The sequence below is a fragment of the Bacillus sp. (in: firmicutes) genome (assembly GCF_031983925.1).
Taxonomy (GTDB): Bacteria; Bacillota; Bacilli; order Bacillales; family Bacillaceae_G; genus Bacillus_A; species Bacillus_A pacificus.
In genome coordinates, this window is record NZ_DALYZR010000002.1 from 894325 (window position 1) to 909853 (window position 15529).

16 protein-coding genes are annotated in these 15529 nt (G+C 35.5%); 3 read left to right on the forward strand and 13 right to left on the reverse strand.

Going from position 1 to position 15529, the window contains the following annotated elements; translation table 11 throughout:
- Positions 1 to 71 precede the first annotated feature (71 nt).
- Positions 72 to 584, forward strand: coding sequence for a cysteine hydrolase family protein (locus tag RTP99_RS10795; protein ID WP_000379169.1), 513 nt, complete (start codon positions 72 to 74; stop codon positions 582 to 584).
- A gap of 433 nt (positions 585 to 1017) precedes the next feature.
- A complete protein-coding gene (locus RTP99_RS10800; protein ID WP_000894375.1) occupies positions 1018 to 1308 on the forward strand; it encodes an ArsR/SmtB family transcription factor in 291 nt (96 codons plus the stop codon).
- A 144-nt stretch (positions 1309 to 1452) separates the two neighbouring features.
- Here RTP99_RS10800 and RTP99_RS10805 read toward each other — a convergent pair whose 3' ends face one another.
- Together RTP99_RS10805 and RTP99_RS10810 are read right to left on the reverse strand one after the other, a co-directional pair.
- Positions 1453 to 2565, reverse strand: coding sequence for a class I SAM-dependent methyltransferase (locus RTP99_RS10805; RefSeq protein ID WP_041184701.1), 1113 nt, complete (start codon positions 2563 to 2565; stop codon positions 1453 to 1455).
- Positions 2566 to 2574: 9 nt separating this feature from the next.
- Positions 2575 to 3204 carry an MBL fold metallo-hydrolase gene (locus RTP99_RS10810; RefSeq protein WP_000871248.1) on the reverse strand — a complete coding sequence of 210 codons (630 nt, stop codon included), beginning with the start codon at positions 3202 to 3204 and terminating at the stop codon, positions 2575 to 2577.
- A 170-nt stretch (positions 3205 to 3374) separates the two neighbouring features.
- Between RTP99_RS10810 and RTP99_RS10815 the strand changes: the two genes are divergently transcribed.
- Entirely contained in the window at positions 3375 to 3548 is a 174-nt protein-coding gene (locus RTP99_RS10815) for a DUF2759 domain-containing protein (protein WP_000524853.1), read from the forward strand.
- 80 nt (positions 3549 to 3628) lie between these two features.
- Here RTP99_RS10815 and glcK read toward each other — a convergent pair whose 3' ends face one another.
- The 11 genes from glcK to RTP99_RS10870 all read right to left on the reverse strand — a co-directional run bounded on the left by glcK (position 3629) and on the right by RTP99_RS10870 (position 15445).
- On the reverse strand, positions 3629 to 4612 hold the full coding sequence (glcK, locus tag RTP99_RS10820; protein ID WP_000391706.1) for a glucokinase: 984 nt from the start codon (positions 4610 to 4612) through the stop codon (positions 3629 to 3631).
- A gap of 19 nt (positions 4613 to 4631) precedes the next feature.
- Positions 4632 to 4832 carry a YqgQ family protein gene (locus RTP99_RS10825; RefSeq protein ID WP_000253699.1) on the reverse strand — a complete coding sequence of 67 codons (201 nt, stop codon included), beginning with the start codon at positions 4830 to 4832 and terminating at the stop codon, positions 4632 to 4634.
- Positions 4833 to 4935: 103 nt separating this feature from the next.
- Positions 4936 to 5514 (reverse strand): 5-formyltetrahydrofolate cyclo-ligase, encoded by a 579-nt coding sequence (locus tag RTP99_RS10830; RefSeq protein ID WP_001206418.1) that lies wholly within the window; start codon positions 5512 to 5514, stop codon positions 4936 to 4938.
- Between the two features lie 104 nt (positions 5515 to 5618).
- Entirely contained in the window at positions 5619 to 5768 is a 150-nt protein-coding gene (rpmG, locus tag RTP99_RS10835) for a 50S ribosomal protein L33 (protein ID WP_001265616.1), read from the reverse strand.
- Positions 5769 to 5837: 69 nt separating this feature from the next.
- On the reverse strand, positions 5838 to 8192 hold the full coding sequence (locus RTP99_RS10840; RefSeq protein WP_000679295.1) for a sugar phosphate nucleotidyltransferase: 2355 nt from the start codon (positions 8190 to 8192) through the stop codon (positions 5838 to 5840).
- A gap of 378 nt (positions 8193 to 8570) precedes the next feature.
- Positions 8571 to 9227, reverse strand: a complete 657-nt coding sequence (phoU, locus tag RTP99_RS10845; RefSeq protein WP_011040673.1) for a phosphate signaling complex protein PhoU — start codon at positions 9225 to 9227, stop codon at positions 8571 to 8573.
- 167 nt (positions 9228 to 9394) lie between these two features.
- Positions 9395 to 10210 (reverse strand): phosphate ABC transporter ATP-binding protein, encoded by an 816-nt coding sequence (gene pstB / locus RTP99_RS10850; RefSeq protein WP_000226683.1) that lies wholly within the window; start codon positions 10208 to 10210, stop codon positions 9395 to 9397.
- Positions 10211 to 10238: 28 nt separating this feature from the next.
- Positions 10239 to 11105 (reverse strand): phosphate ABC transporter permease PstA, encoded by an 867-nt coding sequence (pstA, locus tag RTP99_RS10855; protein WP_001242545.1) that lies wholly within the window; start codon positions 11103 to 11105, stop codon positions 10239 to 10241.
- Position 11106: 1 nt separating this feature from the next.
- A complete protein-coding gene (gene pstC, locus RTP99_RS10860; protein ID WP_000323888.1) occupies positions 11107 to 12057 on the reverse strand; it encodes a phosphate ABC transporter permease subunit PstC in 951 nt (316 codons plus the stop codon).
- 27 nt (positions 12058 to 12084) lie between these two features.
- Positions 12085 to 13002 (reverse strand): phosphate ABC transporter substrate-binding protein PhoX, encoded by a 918-nt coding sequence (phoX, locus tag RTP99_RS10865; protein ID WP_000871252.1) that lies wholly within the window; start codon positions 13000 to 13002, stop codon positions 12085 to 12087.
- A gap of 322 nt (positions 13003 to 13324) precedes the next feature.
- Positions 13325 to 15445 carry a peptidoglycan D,D-transpeptidase FtsI family protein gene (locus tag RTP99_RS10870; RefSeq protein ID WP_000516830.1) on the reverse strand — a complete coding sequence of 707 codons (2121 nt, stop codon included), beginning with the start codon at positions 15443 to 15445 and terminating at the stop codon, positions 13325 to 13327.
- Positions 15446 to 15529: the final 84 nt, after the last annotated feature.

A 15529-nucleotide genomic window follows, 5' to 3' on the forward strand; every position in this document is an offset into this window, starting at 1 on the left:
TGATAGATCACTATCTGTTTCCAAGTAATGAATTAATTGATATATTAAGAAGTAAAAAAGGGGCAAAAATAATGGATACATGTGCAGATGTTTTAATTGTTATCGATTTACAAAATGGAGTATGTTATAGTGGGGAGCATTTATTTAATTTACAAAATTTACTTACAAAAGTAAACAAAAGAATTTCTTCATACAGAAAATCAAATAAACCAATTCTTTTCGTTCAACATTGTGATGATGATTTAGTACCTGAAAAAGAACTTTGGGCTATTCATTCAGATTTAGATGTTCAAAAACAAGATTTTTTTGTAAGAAAAACACATGCCAATTCTTTTTATAACACAAACTTGAAAGAGATTTTAGATCAATTATCTGTACATCGTATTGAATTTTGTGGTGCCCAAACAGAGTACTGTATGGATACCACGATTAAATTTGCCCATGGACTAGGGTACGAAAACTTCATGTTCCAGAAAGCAACCTCTACGTTAAATAATCCATTTATGTCCGCAAAAGAGACAATTGATTTTTATGAAAATATATGGAACCACAGATTTTTAAAATTGATGAAAGATGAAATCTAGAATACATAACTAACGTCTTGGTAATTCTAAGATTTATCAGCTATATTCAAACATTTCATTTTCACCATAAAGAAGCTGACTACATTCGGCTTCTTTTCTTTTAACCTGTTTTATATTCTATATATAACATTATAATTCCTTTGTCATATTATTTTAAAAATTTTGTATATTCATTTGAAAGAATAAGAAAATCATGATAAAATTGTGTTACAAATATATCTATATCTTTCAATTTTTAAAACGCATCGAAATTTTCACCCAAAAATGTCATTTTACAAAACCGTGCTAAATTATCTACTTTATTTACATCAGGGTCTCTTTTCTTACAATTTCTTTACTTTAGGAATGTTTTTCTGCAACAACTGTTTCCTTTTCTTTAATTTTTTGGTATGTATAATATGGTATAACAGCTCACACGGAGGTGGAAAAGAACATGTTAGAAACCTTTCAAAAAGAAATAGAACTATATGAAAGCAATGCAGAATTATTGAAAGTACTTGCTCATCCTGTTCGCTTATGTATTGTAAAAGGATTAATTGAACGTGGTCCAAGCAACGTTTCTACAATGTACACTGGCTTAAACATGCCACAATCTACAATTTCACAGCATTTAGCAAAGTTAAAAAGTGCTAAAATCGTTTCAAGTGAAAGAAAAGGATTGGAAATTTATTACAAAGTAGAAAACGAGACAATTATTCAACTCGTTCGCGTATTATTGGGTTAGGGACTCATAGACAGAGAAAAAGGACGTATTTTATATTTTTCATCTCATATCTTTAATATAAATATATATCATGAGAGGAAATATATGATGCTACATAAGTCGTATTAAAAAACAAGACACAGAACTATGCTGTGTCTTGTTTTTTTATATTTTCAAATACCGATCCAAGTGTAACTGTTGCATATGTTTCGTATGTATAACAACATCACATGCACTCCCTAATCCTCCGCTCAAAATCATAGAATGAACTGCACGATTTTGTTTTTGAATTTCAGAAAAAGGATCCCTATCTTGATGATTCGTAAGCAGCTCTAGTATTCCTGCTGCTAACAAAAACTCAGATTGTTTCTTATGCCATACCATATTCATACCTTGCAGGCTAAACATTTCTTTCAGTTCGTCCCAATGAATATGAGTAGTAAGATCCATTTCACCTGGATACGCTAAAGGATTACGAATTAACTTATGCTCGTAATATCCTCGTAAACTACCTTCTTGATGTGCAGGATGCATCCATTCTTCTTTTGTATATCCATAATCAACTGTAATACATACACCTCGTTGAAACCATTTCGCAATTTCTTTTATATATTCTTCCATCGCAATTGGCACTTCAAAACGCTGGCCTTCAGCAAGATGAATATTATATTTCAATAAGTATCGACCAATTCTTTTATGTAACGGCCTACATACTTCTGCAAGTTTCCCTTCCTCTGTGTACGTAACACGTACTTCATACAATATTCCATTTCTCTTCTCAATTACTTCAACAGGAAATGCATCAAATAACTCATTCGAAAAAAGAATCCCCTCGAACGATTCTCCCATTTCACTATGCGACGTATAATATGACACATTAGAAAACGAACAAAGAGTTTTTTGCTGCAATTTTCTATGAAAAGGGCTCATTTCAATTATCGAATAGTTTAAATCAATAAAGGTTTCCGGTGATAATTGCTTCCATTCTTGTAAAACATCATAGGCAAACCTTCCTGTCCCCCCACCAATCTCACAAATATGTGGAACAACTTCACCATTTTCAACAAGACGAATAAAAAACTTAGCAAAGGTTTTTGCAAACACAGAGGATACGTTGCTACTTGTAAAAAAGTCCCCTTGTCTTCCTATTTTTTCACGTTCTTTCATATAATATCCATGTTCCTCTGCGTATAATGCGAGGTTCATATATGTACTGTATGAAATTGAATAATCCTTTTCTTTTTCCATCCATTCTTTTAAAATGAGCTCCATCTTCACACTAGCTCCTTACTGTAAAAATGGATTATTTTCTTTTTCAAAACCAATGCTTGTTTCTGGACCATGTCCACATAGCACCGCTGTTTCATCAGGTAATACAAATAATTTCTCTTCAATACTTCCAATCAATTCTGCAAAACTTCCACCAGGTAAATCTGTTCTTCCAATACTCATTTGGAACAATACATCTCCAGAAAATACAGCATTCGCCTCTTTACAGTAATAAGAAATACTGCCTGGAGAATGTCCTGGTGTCTCAAAAATTTCAAAGTTAAATGAACCAATTGCTAATGCACCTTCTGCATCAATAATATGATCTGCTGGTTTTGCTGTAATGCTGCGATTCATCATAAAGATTTGAGAACCATTTACAGTTGCATCGCCTAACCAATCTGCTTCTTCTTTATGTACGTACACAGGAATATGAAAAGCGTCTCTTACCGCATCAACAGCACCAATATGATCAAAGTGAGCATGTGTTAATAAAACAGCCAATGGCTTTAATTGTTCTTCTTGTAAATATGTAACGAGCTTCTCTCCTTCGTGACCAGGATCAAAGATAATACACTCATTTTGCTCATTCGTTAAAATATAAGCATTTGTTTGTAATGGGCCTAACGGCATTTGTATCCATTTCATATGAAAATCTCCTCCAATTATTAAACTTACTTTCAATGATACAACATTTTTTTCTCTTAGGAAAAGAAAGGATGCTATCTCGACAATCATTTTTAAAACATGTACAATATAAAAGAGTAAATATTCCAAAAACTCATATTAAGGAATGGGTAGACAGAGGAGGATATTGTATGGGCCTTGTTATTATTTTTACGCTTGTCACTCTGTTAGCTGTATTTGCTACGCTTAGAACACTTCGCGAAAAGAATTTTCTCGCGGGCGGCTTTGCAATTGCAACTGTACTCGTTTTCGGATGGTTTACAATCATGACTGTTCTATATAACGGGTACCCACCAGCAGCTTAATTCATTTACATGCTCGTCTTCATCAAGATTTCGCACAAAAAGAGGAAGGGTTTCCCCTTCCTCTTTTCATACTTCACAACTTATATCATCTTCGCTTCGTATTTGTGCTTTTTTACAAGCCAAGCTCCTCCGATAACACCTGCATCATTACCAAGTGTTGCAATAGCTAACTTCGTGCTCTTTACAGCACGTGAGAAAGCATATTGCTCAAAATAGCGTTGAATTGGTTCTAAAAGTGCATCTCCAGCTTTAGAAACACCTCCGCCAATAACGATTTTCTCTGGGTTCAACGTGCTAGAAAGGTTCGCTACAGCTAATCCTAAATAAGAAGCTACCTTTTCTACTACTTCGCCTGCTAGTTCATCACCTTGTCCATGTGCTTCAAATACGTCTTTTGATGTGATACGTCCTTCTTCTGCTAACATAGAACGTAGAATACTTTCTTTATCAGTCTCTTGTATTTTTTGCATAGCAACACGCACAATACCTGTTGCAGATGCTACAGTTTCTAGGCAACCAGACTTCCCACAATTACATGGGAAAGCATTCTCTGTAACGACTGTAATGTGTCCGATTTCACCAGCAGCACCGCTTACGCCGTGTACAATCTCTCCATTGGCAATTACACCGCCGCCAACACCAGTGCCAAGCGTCATACAAATTAAATCTTTTGCTCCTTCACCAGCACCTTTCCACATTTCACCAAGCGCTGCTAAGTTCGCATCATTATCAATCACAACAGGTAATCCTGTTTCTACTTCTAATAAATCTTTTAACGGATAGTTCTTCCATCCTAAGTTAACCGCTTCATAAATCATTCCAGACGCCACGTGTACAGGGCCAGGAGCTCCCATACCAATACCGATTAACTTACTTTTTAATTCGCCTAACTCTTCTAACTTTTTATCAATAGCTTTCGCTACATCAAGTGTAATATGTTTTCCTTGCTCATTTGTATTCGTAGGGATTTCCCACTTATGTAAAATTTCACCGTATACATTAATAAATGCTAATTTAATCGTTGTACCACCAAGGTCAACACCAACTAACCATTTCTCTTCCATGTTGCTTACCTACCTTTATCTAATTCTTATTTAGCTCTTTTTGAATTTCTTGCTTCAATAAAAATAAAGCTGTTTGATAGTCTTGTGGATCGATTAGCTGTGATTGATTTAATTCACGCAATTCATCTTGCATTAATTGTAAATCTGCAATTCGATCTCCCGTATAAATAATCGTACCAAATTTCTTTAGCAATTGCTGAATATCATATATAGATACCATTTCATCACCCTCTATGCTCACTTACTATAAAAAATTATAATAAGAAAACGTTCACATATTTTATTATAATCAAGAAGAAAAAGTCTCGTCAATTTTTATTTGTCTATACAAGCCCATTTTTAACCATTGTTCCTTTTTCTGTAATAATTTTTTCTACATTTTTATCAAACGGCTCTATTGGAATATGGTCTACCATTTGAAAACTATAAGCTAATGATAGCGTTTTCCCTTTATAATGCATGAGATAACGATCATAATAGCCACCACCATATCCAATCCGCTCTCCTCGCTCTGTATAAGCTACACCTGGTACAATTTGAAGGTCAATTTCATCTGCATTCACTTCTTCCGTAAGCGCTGGAATTGGCTCACGTAAATTCATATACACTGTTTCTAACTGATCAAAATTGCTAATTTTCCTAAAGGACATTGTTCTTGCTTCTTTATTACACTTCGGAACGACAACTTTCTTTCCTTCTTCCCAAGCTTTTTCGATAATAGGATATGTATTCACTTCATTTTCCATTGAGAGAGTAATTCCAATTGTTTTAGCTTCAGCCCACTCTTTTTGCGCATACAACGAAAATGCTATTTGCTCTGATAAAGTTGTATACCGTTCTTTTGATAAAGAATTCATGTGCTCTATTATTTGTTTACGTAAACGTAGTTTCTCTTCTCTCACACATTTCCCCCCTCACAGTGATACTTTGCTCTACGATGATAGTGTATCACTTTTAAGAGAGGAATCGAATAAAAAAAGAAACAGTAGGAAAATATTCCTACTGCTTACTTTGTTTCACGGTGTAACGTAGACTTCTTGTCACGCTTGCAATACTTTTTAAGCTCGATACGCTCAGCGTTGTTACGTTTGTTTTTCTTTGAGATATAGTTACGATCTCCGCATTCTGTACATGCTAGAGTAATATTCACACGCATTCTTATTTCCCTCCAGTACTAATAACTTAAATCAGACTATACTATAATACCACTTTTAAAATAAAAATTCTACACCTTTTGATATTGTCTAATTTTTTCTATAAGATTTTTCATGTTTTCCCTTGCTATTACTGGGTTTCTAGCATGTGAATACACTAAAAATTTCGGTTGTTTTGTGTCAGAAACGATATAAGACCACTCTTTTTCGGTATATTTGAACTGTACTCCTTCAAATATGCCTTCTTCCTTCCTTTCGATATCAGCCAATAATTTCCTCATCACTTTCCCTTTTTCATTCCATGAACATACAACTTCATCACAAAGTAAATAAAGCGGCGGTGATTGCTCTACTATGCTGAGAAAGGTTTTTCCCTGCAATGCTATTAACTCGAATAACTTTCCAATTCGATATAAAATATCTCGCTTCCATCTCGCTTGAAACGATTTTTTTTCATCCTGCGTATAAAATAGAAGATAACATTCTCCTAATTTCAAAGACATTGGGTAAATATTTCCTGCCGATTCCAGTAATAAATCTGGAATATCAATCTCTTCAAAATCCGTCCCTTGGTAAATATTACTATGATTATCATATAACTCGAAATAATTTCCTTGCTCTGAAAACATAAGCGCCATATTTGCTTTACTTGATTTCATCAAAGCTTTCACATGATCCTTTTGTTCGCCCGCATAAATCCACGTAACTGTGCATCCGAGCCTTTGCAAAAAGAGCATAAGCAAATGTTGTAACATATCATTTCTCTTATTAATAAGAAGATGGAACTTCTGTTTTTTTATTTTCTCAATATCAATACGCTCTAATACAGCCTCTATATAATTATGTAAAGAAACGTGTACTAGCTTATTCCGCCCCATTTCCTTCTCACATACGTAATAAAACGACTCAGACATATACACTTGTTCTATCGCTTTTTGCTGCTTATACGTTAACTGTGCCCCATCCTTACCATACAACTTTATAACAATCTCTTTTTCTTTTTCCGCTTGAATGAAAACCCCGCCCGCACATTGCAAATCTTGAATGCTGTACTGAAAAAGTGATTCGTTCATTTCTTTGCATTCCATCGTATGAATCCCAATACCATGAATTGCATGAAGAAAAAGATTTTTATAAGAAGTCGTTTCTATATGTTCTTGACTCCCGATTAATATACTTTCCCCTTTTGTGAAAAGAGATCCGTACGCCATCGCAACCTTTACAATAAATTGAGGCGTAATCTCCACATTACCTCTTCCTACAATGCGGCTTTTTTGCAACCATCCTGCACTCTTCTCACTTTCTTGAACACCAGCCGATCCGACTACCGAATGACTATCAATCGCCTTATATGGCCATAGTTTTCCCTTTTGCTTAATTACCGTACTTTTCCCTATATGACAATGGTCCGCTACAATGCTTTTTTGAAACAATGTAACGTCATCTTCCACCATTGTATGTTCTCCTATTGTCGTTTCTAGTAACTCACAATATTTCCCAATGTGCGCATTTGCAAAAATAATACTCTTTTGAAGATGAGAATAACTTGAAACAACACTATTTTTCCCGATAATAGAGTATGGCTCAATTACAGATCCAGCACCAATTCTTGCTCCTTCACCAATAAAAGAAGGACCGTGAATTTTCGTTCCTTTTCCAATCGTTACCCCTTCTCCCATCCATACCATCGGTAATACTTCCGTATATGGAATAGGTACTTGCAATTTTTTCGTTAACAAATCAAATTGTGCTTGTCGATATTGATCAAATGTACCGATATCTAACCAGTAACCTTCTGACAAATATGCAAATAATGCGTTCTTATTTGCCAATAACGGAAACACATCTTGACTAAAATCAAAAAATTCTCGGGGCGGTATGTAAGAAAAAATTTCTGGCTCCATAATATATATACCTGTATTCACAATATTAGAGACTACTTCATTCCAACTCGGTTTTTCTATGTATCGTGTAACCTCTTGTTCTTTGTTCATTACAACTAAACCAAATGAGAGTGGATTTTCTACTTCCTTTACAAACATAGTTACCATTCTTTTCTTTTGTTCATGAAACGTAATTCCTTCTGATAATTGAAAATCAGTTAACGCATCCCCACTTATGACAACAAACGGTTCATCCAAAAATTTTTCCGCTTGTTTAATACTCCCTGCAGTTCCAAGCGGTGGAGAGTCTTCAAAGTAGTACAAGTTAACGCCCCATTTGCTACCGTCACCAAAATATTGCTTAATAGCCGTACTCATATACTGAACAGTAATTGCAATCTCACGTATACCATGCTGACGCAATAATTCAATGTTGTATTCTAAAACTGGCTTTTCTAATAATGGCAACATCGGCTTTGGAGTATTACATGTTAATGGTCTAAGGCGTCGTCCTTTTCCTCCAGCTAAAATAACCCCCTTCATATACTTCAGCCTCCACTTATATAATGTTCAGTAACTTCATATACGATATGTATATTATCTACCCAGCATTAACTAGCAGTATAAAATAAAGTGAAACTTTAATCAGTGGGGAGTTCTTCATCCCCTACTAATTATTAGCCTTGCCCAATCGGGCCGACAGGCAGTAAAGTTCCCCTTATATACATTCACCTTTCAACAAGTGAAGAAAGCGCTTACTATCAACTTTTAAAATATTACTTAATAAGCGAATAACATATACGCCCTATTTTTTCCATTATATTATGATACATCTTATCATCATAAACTAAAGGAAACAACGAGCTTTTTTTGTCATGTTTTGACTAAAAAAAGCAGGTGATGTTTCACCTGCTTTTTTCTTTATTCATTTAATAAGTAATGCTTTCCTTTTACTAAATAAAAAACACTTTCAGCAATATTTGTAATATGGTCTGCTACACGTTCAATATATCTCGCTACAAAGGATAATTGTGTAATTTGTGTAATTGCTTCTGGTTGTTCTGGAACTGAAGATATAAATTCACGAATCGCTTTCCCATATATTTCATCAACAGAATCATCCATTTCGGCAATTTGCTTCGCAAAAGTTAAATTTTCTTGCTCATATGCATCTAGCGCTAACTGTAACATCTTATTTGCAATCGCAAACATCTCATCAAGATTGTGCAAACTAACAGACACGTCTTTTTCCCCGAGACGAATGGTTGATTTCGCAATATTAACAGCATGATCTGCAATACGTTCTAAATCTGTCGCTGTTTTAATTGAAATGAAAATCCTTCTTAAATCACTTGCTACAGGTTGCTGCTTCGTAATGAGCATAAGCGCAAGATCATTTATTTCCTCTTCTAAATTATCCATACGATAATCACCATCTATTACCTCTAACGCTTTCTCTACATCCTTTTTATGAAGCCCTTCCATAGCAAGCAATAAAGCTTCTCTCGCTAGTTCACCAAGCTCAATCACCTTTTGCTGTAACGTTTTTAAATCACATTGAAATTGTTCTCGTACCATTGTTTCTTCCCCCTCAATATTATGTGCCAATATATATAACTCTCCTACCTAGTCTACTTATAATAAGCCTTAAGATAGGAGAAGTATTACTTCTCTAATTTAAATGAGGTAAAAATAAGAAACACCCTCTGTTAAGAGGGTGTTTGCTCTTAGCCTTGCTAGCGACATCAACCGAATCGGCCTGTAATATAATCTTCTGTACGCTTATCTGAAGGTGTCGTAAATAATTTATTTGTATCTGTATACTCCACAACTTCTCCACTTAAGAAGAAAGCAGTTTTATCTGAAATACGCGCAGCTTGTTGCATGTTATGCGTTACGATAACGATACTAAAATCTTTCTTTAACTCTTGAATTAATTCTTCTACTTTTAATGTTGAAATTGGATCTAGTGCTGATGTTGGCTCATCCATTAAAATAACGTCTGGTTCAATCGCTAAACAACGTGCGATACATAGACGCTGTTGCTGTCCACCAGATAAACCGTATGCATTATCATGCAAACGATCTTTTAACTCATCCCAAATCGCTGCTCCACGTAAACTTTTTTCAACAATTTCATCTAACGTTTTCTTGTCGCTAATACCATGAATTTTCGGGCCGTATGCTACATTTTCATAAATAGATTTTGGAAATGGATTTGGTTTTTGGAACACCATTCCTACATGTGTTCGTAATTCTTCAACTGGATATGATTTATCAAATATATTGCGCTCTCTATATTCAATTACGCCTGTAGTTCGCACGATTGGTACTAACTCTACCATACGATTTAATGTTTTTAAGTACGTTGATTTACCACAACCACTTGGCCCGATAATTGCTGTAACTTCATTCTCATGAATACTTAAGTTAATATCTTTTAAAGCATGGTCTTCTCCATACCATAAATTTAAGTTTTTCGTATCAAATACTACTTTCTTTGGCGCAGTCTCAATTTTCTCCTCGTTTTTCACCTGTACATTTACTACTGTTGCTACCATTTGAATTCCCCTTTCATCCATTTCCAACTTATTTTCTATTTCGTAACCATAGGACAACTATATTGATCAAGAGCAACAAACCTAACAAAACAATCATCCCAGCAGCTGCTACATACTGAAATTCTTCCTGTGGTCTACTCATCCAATTAAAAATTTGAATTGGTAAAACTGTAAATCTATCAAACATACTAAACGGAACATAATTTGCAAATGCAAGTGCCCCGATAACTAATAACGGTGCCGCTTCTCCAATCGCTCTTGATATCGCTAACGTACAACCTGTTATAATTCCTGGGAACGCATATGGCAATACAACTTGATACATCGTTTGCCACTTCGTAGCACCTAACCCGTAAGAAGCTTCTAATAATGACCTCGGTACAGATCGTATCGCTTCTTGACTCGCTACAACAACTGTCGGTAAGACGAGTAAGCTCATCGTCAGTGCCGCTGCAATAATACTCTCACCTAAATGAAGAGCGTATACAAAAATGGTTAAGCCGAGTAATCCAAATACGACGGAAGGTACTCCTGCTAACGTTTGATTATTAATTTCTATTACCTTTTTAAATATAGATTCCTTCGCATATTGCTCTAAATAAAGAGCGGTTCCGACTCCAAATATAAAAGAGAGTGGTATAACAATACTCATAAATAATATTGTTCCTGACAAAGCTGCAGCAATCCCAGCTTCTTTCGGATTACGCGAAGCGAAGTTTGTAAAGAAATCTAACGAAAGGTAACTGACACCTTTTTCAAAAATTTGAAAAAGTAAAATAAGCAGAATTACTATTGAAAACAAAATTGCCATATAAAATAACAATTTGTAAATTCGATCTTTTAAAAAACGTGATGCCATATTTTCTTGTATTTTTTTATGATTCAACATGCGCATATTATGTCACCCTCCTAAAGCGGCGCATAATAAACTGCGAAATGATGTTCATTATAAAAGTAAACAAGAATAACGTTGCGCCTACAGCGTACATGCTGTAATAAGTAAGTGTTCCATGCGGAGCATCACCTAAACTCACTTGCACAATATAAGCTGTTAACGTTTGAATAGAGTGTGTCGGATCGAGCGATACGTTCGGTGTGGATCCTGCTGCAATTACAACGATCATCGTTTCACCGATTGCTCTGGAAGCAGCTAATATAATCGCTGCCATAATCCCTGCGAAAGCTGAAGGAAACACGACTTGTTTTACCATCTCAAACCGAGTTGCTCCAAGTGCCAACGAAGCTTCTTTCGTTCCTTTTGCTACAGCTCTCATTGCATCTTCAGACAGAGATGCAATTGTAGGTATCATCATAAATCCAATCACAATACCTGGACTAATCGCATTAAAAAACTGTAAATCAGGTATAATCCGTTGTAAAAGCGGTGTAACAACTGTTAATGCAAAAAAGCCATATACAATTGTCGGGATACCTGCTAATAGTTCTAACATCGGTTTTAATACTTTTCTCACACTGTTTGAAGCATATTCGCTTAAAAATACGGCACACGCTAAACCGATAGGAATTGCTACGAACATAGCGATTGCTGTTACAAGTACCGTTCCACATATAAGTGGTAATATACCGAATTTAGGATCTTCAAAAAAAGGTAACCATTCTTTCTCTGTCAAAAAGGAGAGCAATGATATTTTTTGAAAAAACATTATTGTTTCATTAGAAAGCGTAAAAATAATTCCAAGTGTCGTCGCAATAGACACGCTAGCAATTATTTTTAGTAATAATGGAACGATTCGATTGATTCGCTGCGTTTTTTTTCTATGTTTTGTATTTCTTTCAATCAAATGTTGTACAGAAAATGTAGTTTGACTTTTGTCATTATAAGCCAAAGATGAAAACCCCTTTCCACCCTGACATTACCTTTTTATTTCTGTTAACATCCGCAGCTGTTCATTATATTTTTCTTTTGGTAATTTTACATATCCTACCTCTTCAGCAAGATTACCAACATGCTGAATCATAAACTCAATATAGTTTGCTACATTCATTTTATTTCGGATAGATGCATGATTCACATAAGCAAATAGTGACCTAGATAACGGCTTATACTCACCTGATTGAATCGTATCTTTCGTCGGAAGTACACCATTTACTTTTATTGCTCTCACCTTATCTCGATTGGCCATATAATAAGCATATCCTACAAAAGCAATGGCATTTTTATCATTCATTACCCCTTGCATAATAACTTGATCATCTTCAGACAAAGAGACTTTTTTTACAATGCGATTATTTTGTAAGATGACGTTTTGAAAATAATCATACGTGCCAGAGTCTACACCTGGCGCATAAAACTTTACCTGTTCACGTGGCCATGATGAATGAATTTGTGACCATCGCTTTTCACTTGCATCTTCACTCCATAATAGACGTAACTCGTCTACCGTCATATTGTCTACCCAAGCATTTTGGCGATTCACAACGATTGTAAGACCATCGTAGGCAACTTCAAACGGTGTAAACTGAATGGAGTTTTTCTTCATTTCATTTTCTTCCACTTGTTTCATTACCCTCGAAGCATTATTTATATCCACTTCTCCTTTACTGAAACGATTAAATCCTCCTCCTGTTCCAGAAACACTGATGGAAATTTTCACGTTCGGATGCACCTTTGTATATTCCTCCGCTACTGCTTCTATAATAGGAAAAACCGTTGAGGATCCATCAACTCTCACTTCTCCCATTTCATTCACAGCAAATGCAGTAGACGTGCCAACATAAAAGAAACATATCGACAGTATGAAAACTTTAATCGATGCACTTATCCATTTCACGTGTTCTTCCTCCTAGAAGTGACCGGAAATAACAGGATTACAGATATAAGAATACTGCTAAACTATTAATTCGGTTTTAATTGTTTGTAAAAGTTTTGTAAAGTTCCACAAGAATCAACATTAGGTAAATTATTAATCCGTAGCCACTGTTCATCTTCACTGAGGATTGGTCCATAACTCCCATAGTGAATGCATACATATTATTTGCGAGGTCCCTTAAAATTCCGATATGATCTGCTTGTCCACTTTATTAAAACGTATGCATGAACCATAAAAAAAAGCACACTATCTTTTCAGATAGTGTGCTTTTTTTACAACTTTTTTATTCATCATCTTGCTTTTTATTTTTCTTATCTATTTCCTCTTGTGTAGCTTCGCCATTTTCTACCTTTTTCAAATCAAAGTACGCGTCCATAATGTCACGACTAATATAACCGTTAATACCTGATTTATCATCTACCCAAGGTACAACAACAGAAAATGCTACTTCAGGGTCTTCAAGTGGCGCATAACCTACTAACGTTAAGTTATATGTTTCTTTACGCTCACCGTTTGCCTTTCTACCAATCTCTTTATCTCCGCCATACACAGTTTGAGCTGTACCTGTTTTACCAGCAGCTTTATATGGTGCACCTGCAAAATATTTCGTAGCTGTACCACCAGAATCGTTAAATACTTGTCTAAATCCTTCTTGAACACGTTTAATTTGCGATTCAGGCATATCAATACGATTTAGCACTTTCGGTTCCATTGAATGAACGACTTTTCCAACTTCGCCTTGTTTCGCTTCCGGTTGACGAATTTCTTTTACAACTTGCGGCTGCATACGGTAACCACCATTTGCAATTGTTGAAACATATTGTGCTAATTGAAGTGGTGTATACGTATCATACTGTCCAATTGATAAATCTAATAGGAAACCTGGCTGAATTCCTTTACCTGTTTGGCCCGCTGATTCATTCGGTAAATCGATACCTGTTTTTACACCAAGTCCAAACTGTCCGAAATAATAACGCATCGTATCAAATGCTTTTTGTGGTATATCTAACGTACCACCTCTTACATATTGAACACCTGCGATATTCATCGCTGTTTTAAACATATATACGTTAGAAGACATTTTTAATGCTGTCAGATCATTAATAGATCCCATCGTCTTCCAAGAAGATTTTTTCGGCGTTCCTTTCAATACGATTGGTTCATCCAGTTGGTAGGAACCCGGTTGAATCGCTTTTGTTTGATATCCTGTAAGTACTGTCGCACCTTTTACAGTTGATCCCATCGGATAAGAACTTGTCATCGTTCCTAATGCGAAATCTTGCACTTTCGTTTCGCCATTTTCTTCTACTAACTGTTTCCCTGCCATAGATAAAACTTCACCATTTTTTGGATTCATCATTACAACGAATGCACGATCTAAAAGAGGTTGTCCCCCTTTATATCTCAATAAATTTTTCGTGATAATTTCTTCTACACGCTTTTGTAATTCCATGTCAATTGTTAAATTCAGATTGTTACCACTTTGCCCTTTTGATACATTAATCGTTTCTAAAATATTACCGTTTTTATCCGTAATATTTCTCACTTCCGCTTTATTACCGTGCAAACTATCTTCATATTGCTGCTCAAGATAACTTTTCCCTACGCGGTCATTTCGGTTATAATCACGAACAAGATAGTAATCTAGTCTTTCTCTCGGTAAACCTTCATCAGACGTTGACACCCCGCCAAGTACACTTCGGAATAGATCATCATAAACGTATTTTCTATCCCAATCAACATTCGTATCTACACCCGGTAATGCTGCTAGATTTTCACTAATAATCGCATATTCTTGTTCTGTAGCATCCTTTTTAATGACTTGTGGCGTCATCGCATATCCGCCGTCCATTTTGCTTTTAATCGCTAGCACTTCTAAATCTTTTGCAGATAATTGATTCACTTCTTCTTCCGTCACGCGATTTCGTTGACGCTCATCTAATTCTTTATCGTCAATTTTTTTATCTTTAAACTCTTGACGATCCTTTTTCGTAATTTTTTCTTGCGCTTCTTCTTTATGAATAGCAAGCCAATAATCTTTTTTATCGCGATCTGTTAATTTATCTGTCGGTACTTCAATCAAATCTGCTAATTTTTTCGCTGTTTCTAAGCGAGCCTCTGCAGTTGATCCTTTCATTTTTGTAAATGTAATCGTACGTACAGCTGCATTATCTACTACAGGTCGCCCATAACGGTCAAATATTTTCCCACGTGGTACAGGATTACTTATCGTCGAGTTTTCTTTCCTCTCCACTTCATTCTTATATTCCTCACCGCGAACAATTTGTACATATCCAAGCCTTACAATAACCGCGGAGAACATTAAAAACACGCAGAAAAACAGCACGTTTAACCGAAAAGGAACGTGAGTCTTTTTCTTTTGTTGTTTCTGCTTCTTACCCATACAAACCCCCTCTACCAACAGCTATGTAATTTGAAAGGGACACCTTCATACAGGTGTCCTCACTGCTGTCTTACATCTTTTTCT

Bases quoted from the DNA above. Each gene is read 5' to 3' on its own strand.
- RTP99_RS10870 (WP_000516830.1), bottom strand. From the start codon at position 15,445: ATGGGTAAGAAGCAGAAACAACAAAAGAAAAAGACTCACGTTCCTTTT.
- RTP99_RS10795 (WP_000379169.1), top strand. From the start codon at position 72: ATGGATACATGTGCAGATGTTTTAATTGTTATCGATTTACAAAATGGA.
- glcK (WP_000391706.1), bottom strand. From the start codon at position 4,612: ATGGAAGAGAAATGGTTAGTTGGTGTTGACCTTGGTGGTACAACGATT.
- RTP99_RS10810 (WP_000871248.1), bottom strand. From the start codon at position 3,204: ATGAAATGGATACAAATGCCGTTAGGCCCATTACAAACAAATGCTTAT.
- pstA (WP_001242545.1), bottom strand. From the start codon at position 11,105: ATGCGCATGTTGAATCATAAAAAAATACAAGAAAATATGGCATCACGT.
- RTP99_RS10815 (WP_000524853.1), top strand. From the start codon at position 3,375: ATGGGCCTTGTTATTATTTTTACGCTTGTCACTCTGTTAGCTGTATTT.
- pstB (WP_000226683.1), bottom strand. From the start codon at position 10,210: ATGGTAGCAACAGTAGTAAATGTACAGGTGAAAAACGAGGAGAAAATT.
- rpmG (WP_001265616.1), bottom strand. From the start codon at position 5,768: ATGCGTGTGAATATTACTCTAGCATGTACAGAATGCGGAGATCGTAAC.
- RTP99_RS10800 (WP_000894375.1), top strand. From the start codon at position 1,018: ATGTTAGAAACCTTTCAAAAAGAAATAGAACTATATGAAAGCAATGCA.
- phoU (WP_011040673.1), bottom strand. From the start codon at position 9,227: ATGGTACGAGAACAATTTCAATGTGATTTAAAAACGTTACAGCAAAAG.
- RTP99_RS10840 (WP_000679295.1), bottom strand. From the start codon at position 8,192: ATGAAGGGGGTTATTTTAGCTGGAGGAAAAGGACGACGCCTTAGACCA.
- RTP99_RS10825 (WP_000253699.1), bottom strand. From the start codon at position 4,832: ATGGTATCTATATATGATATTCAGCAATTGCTAAAGAAATTTGGTACG.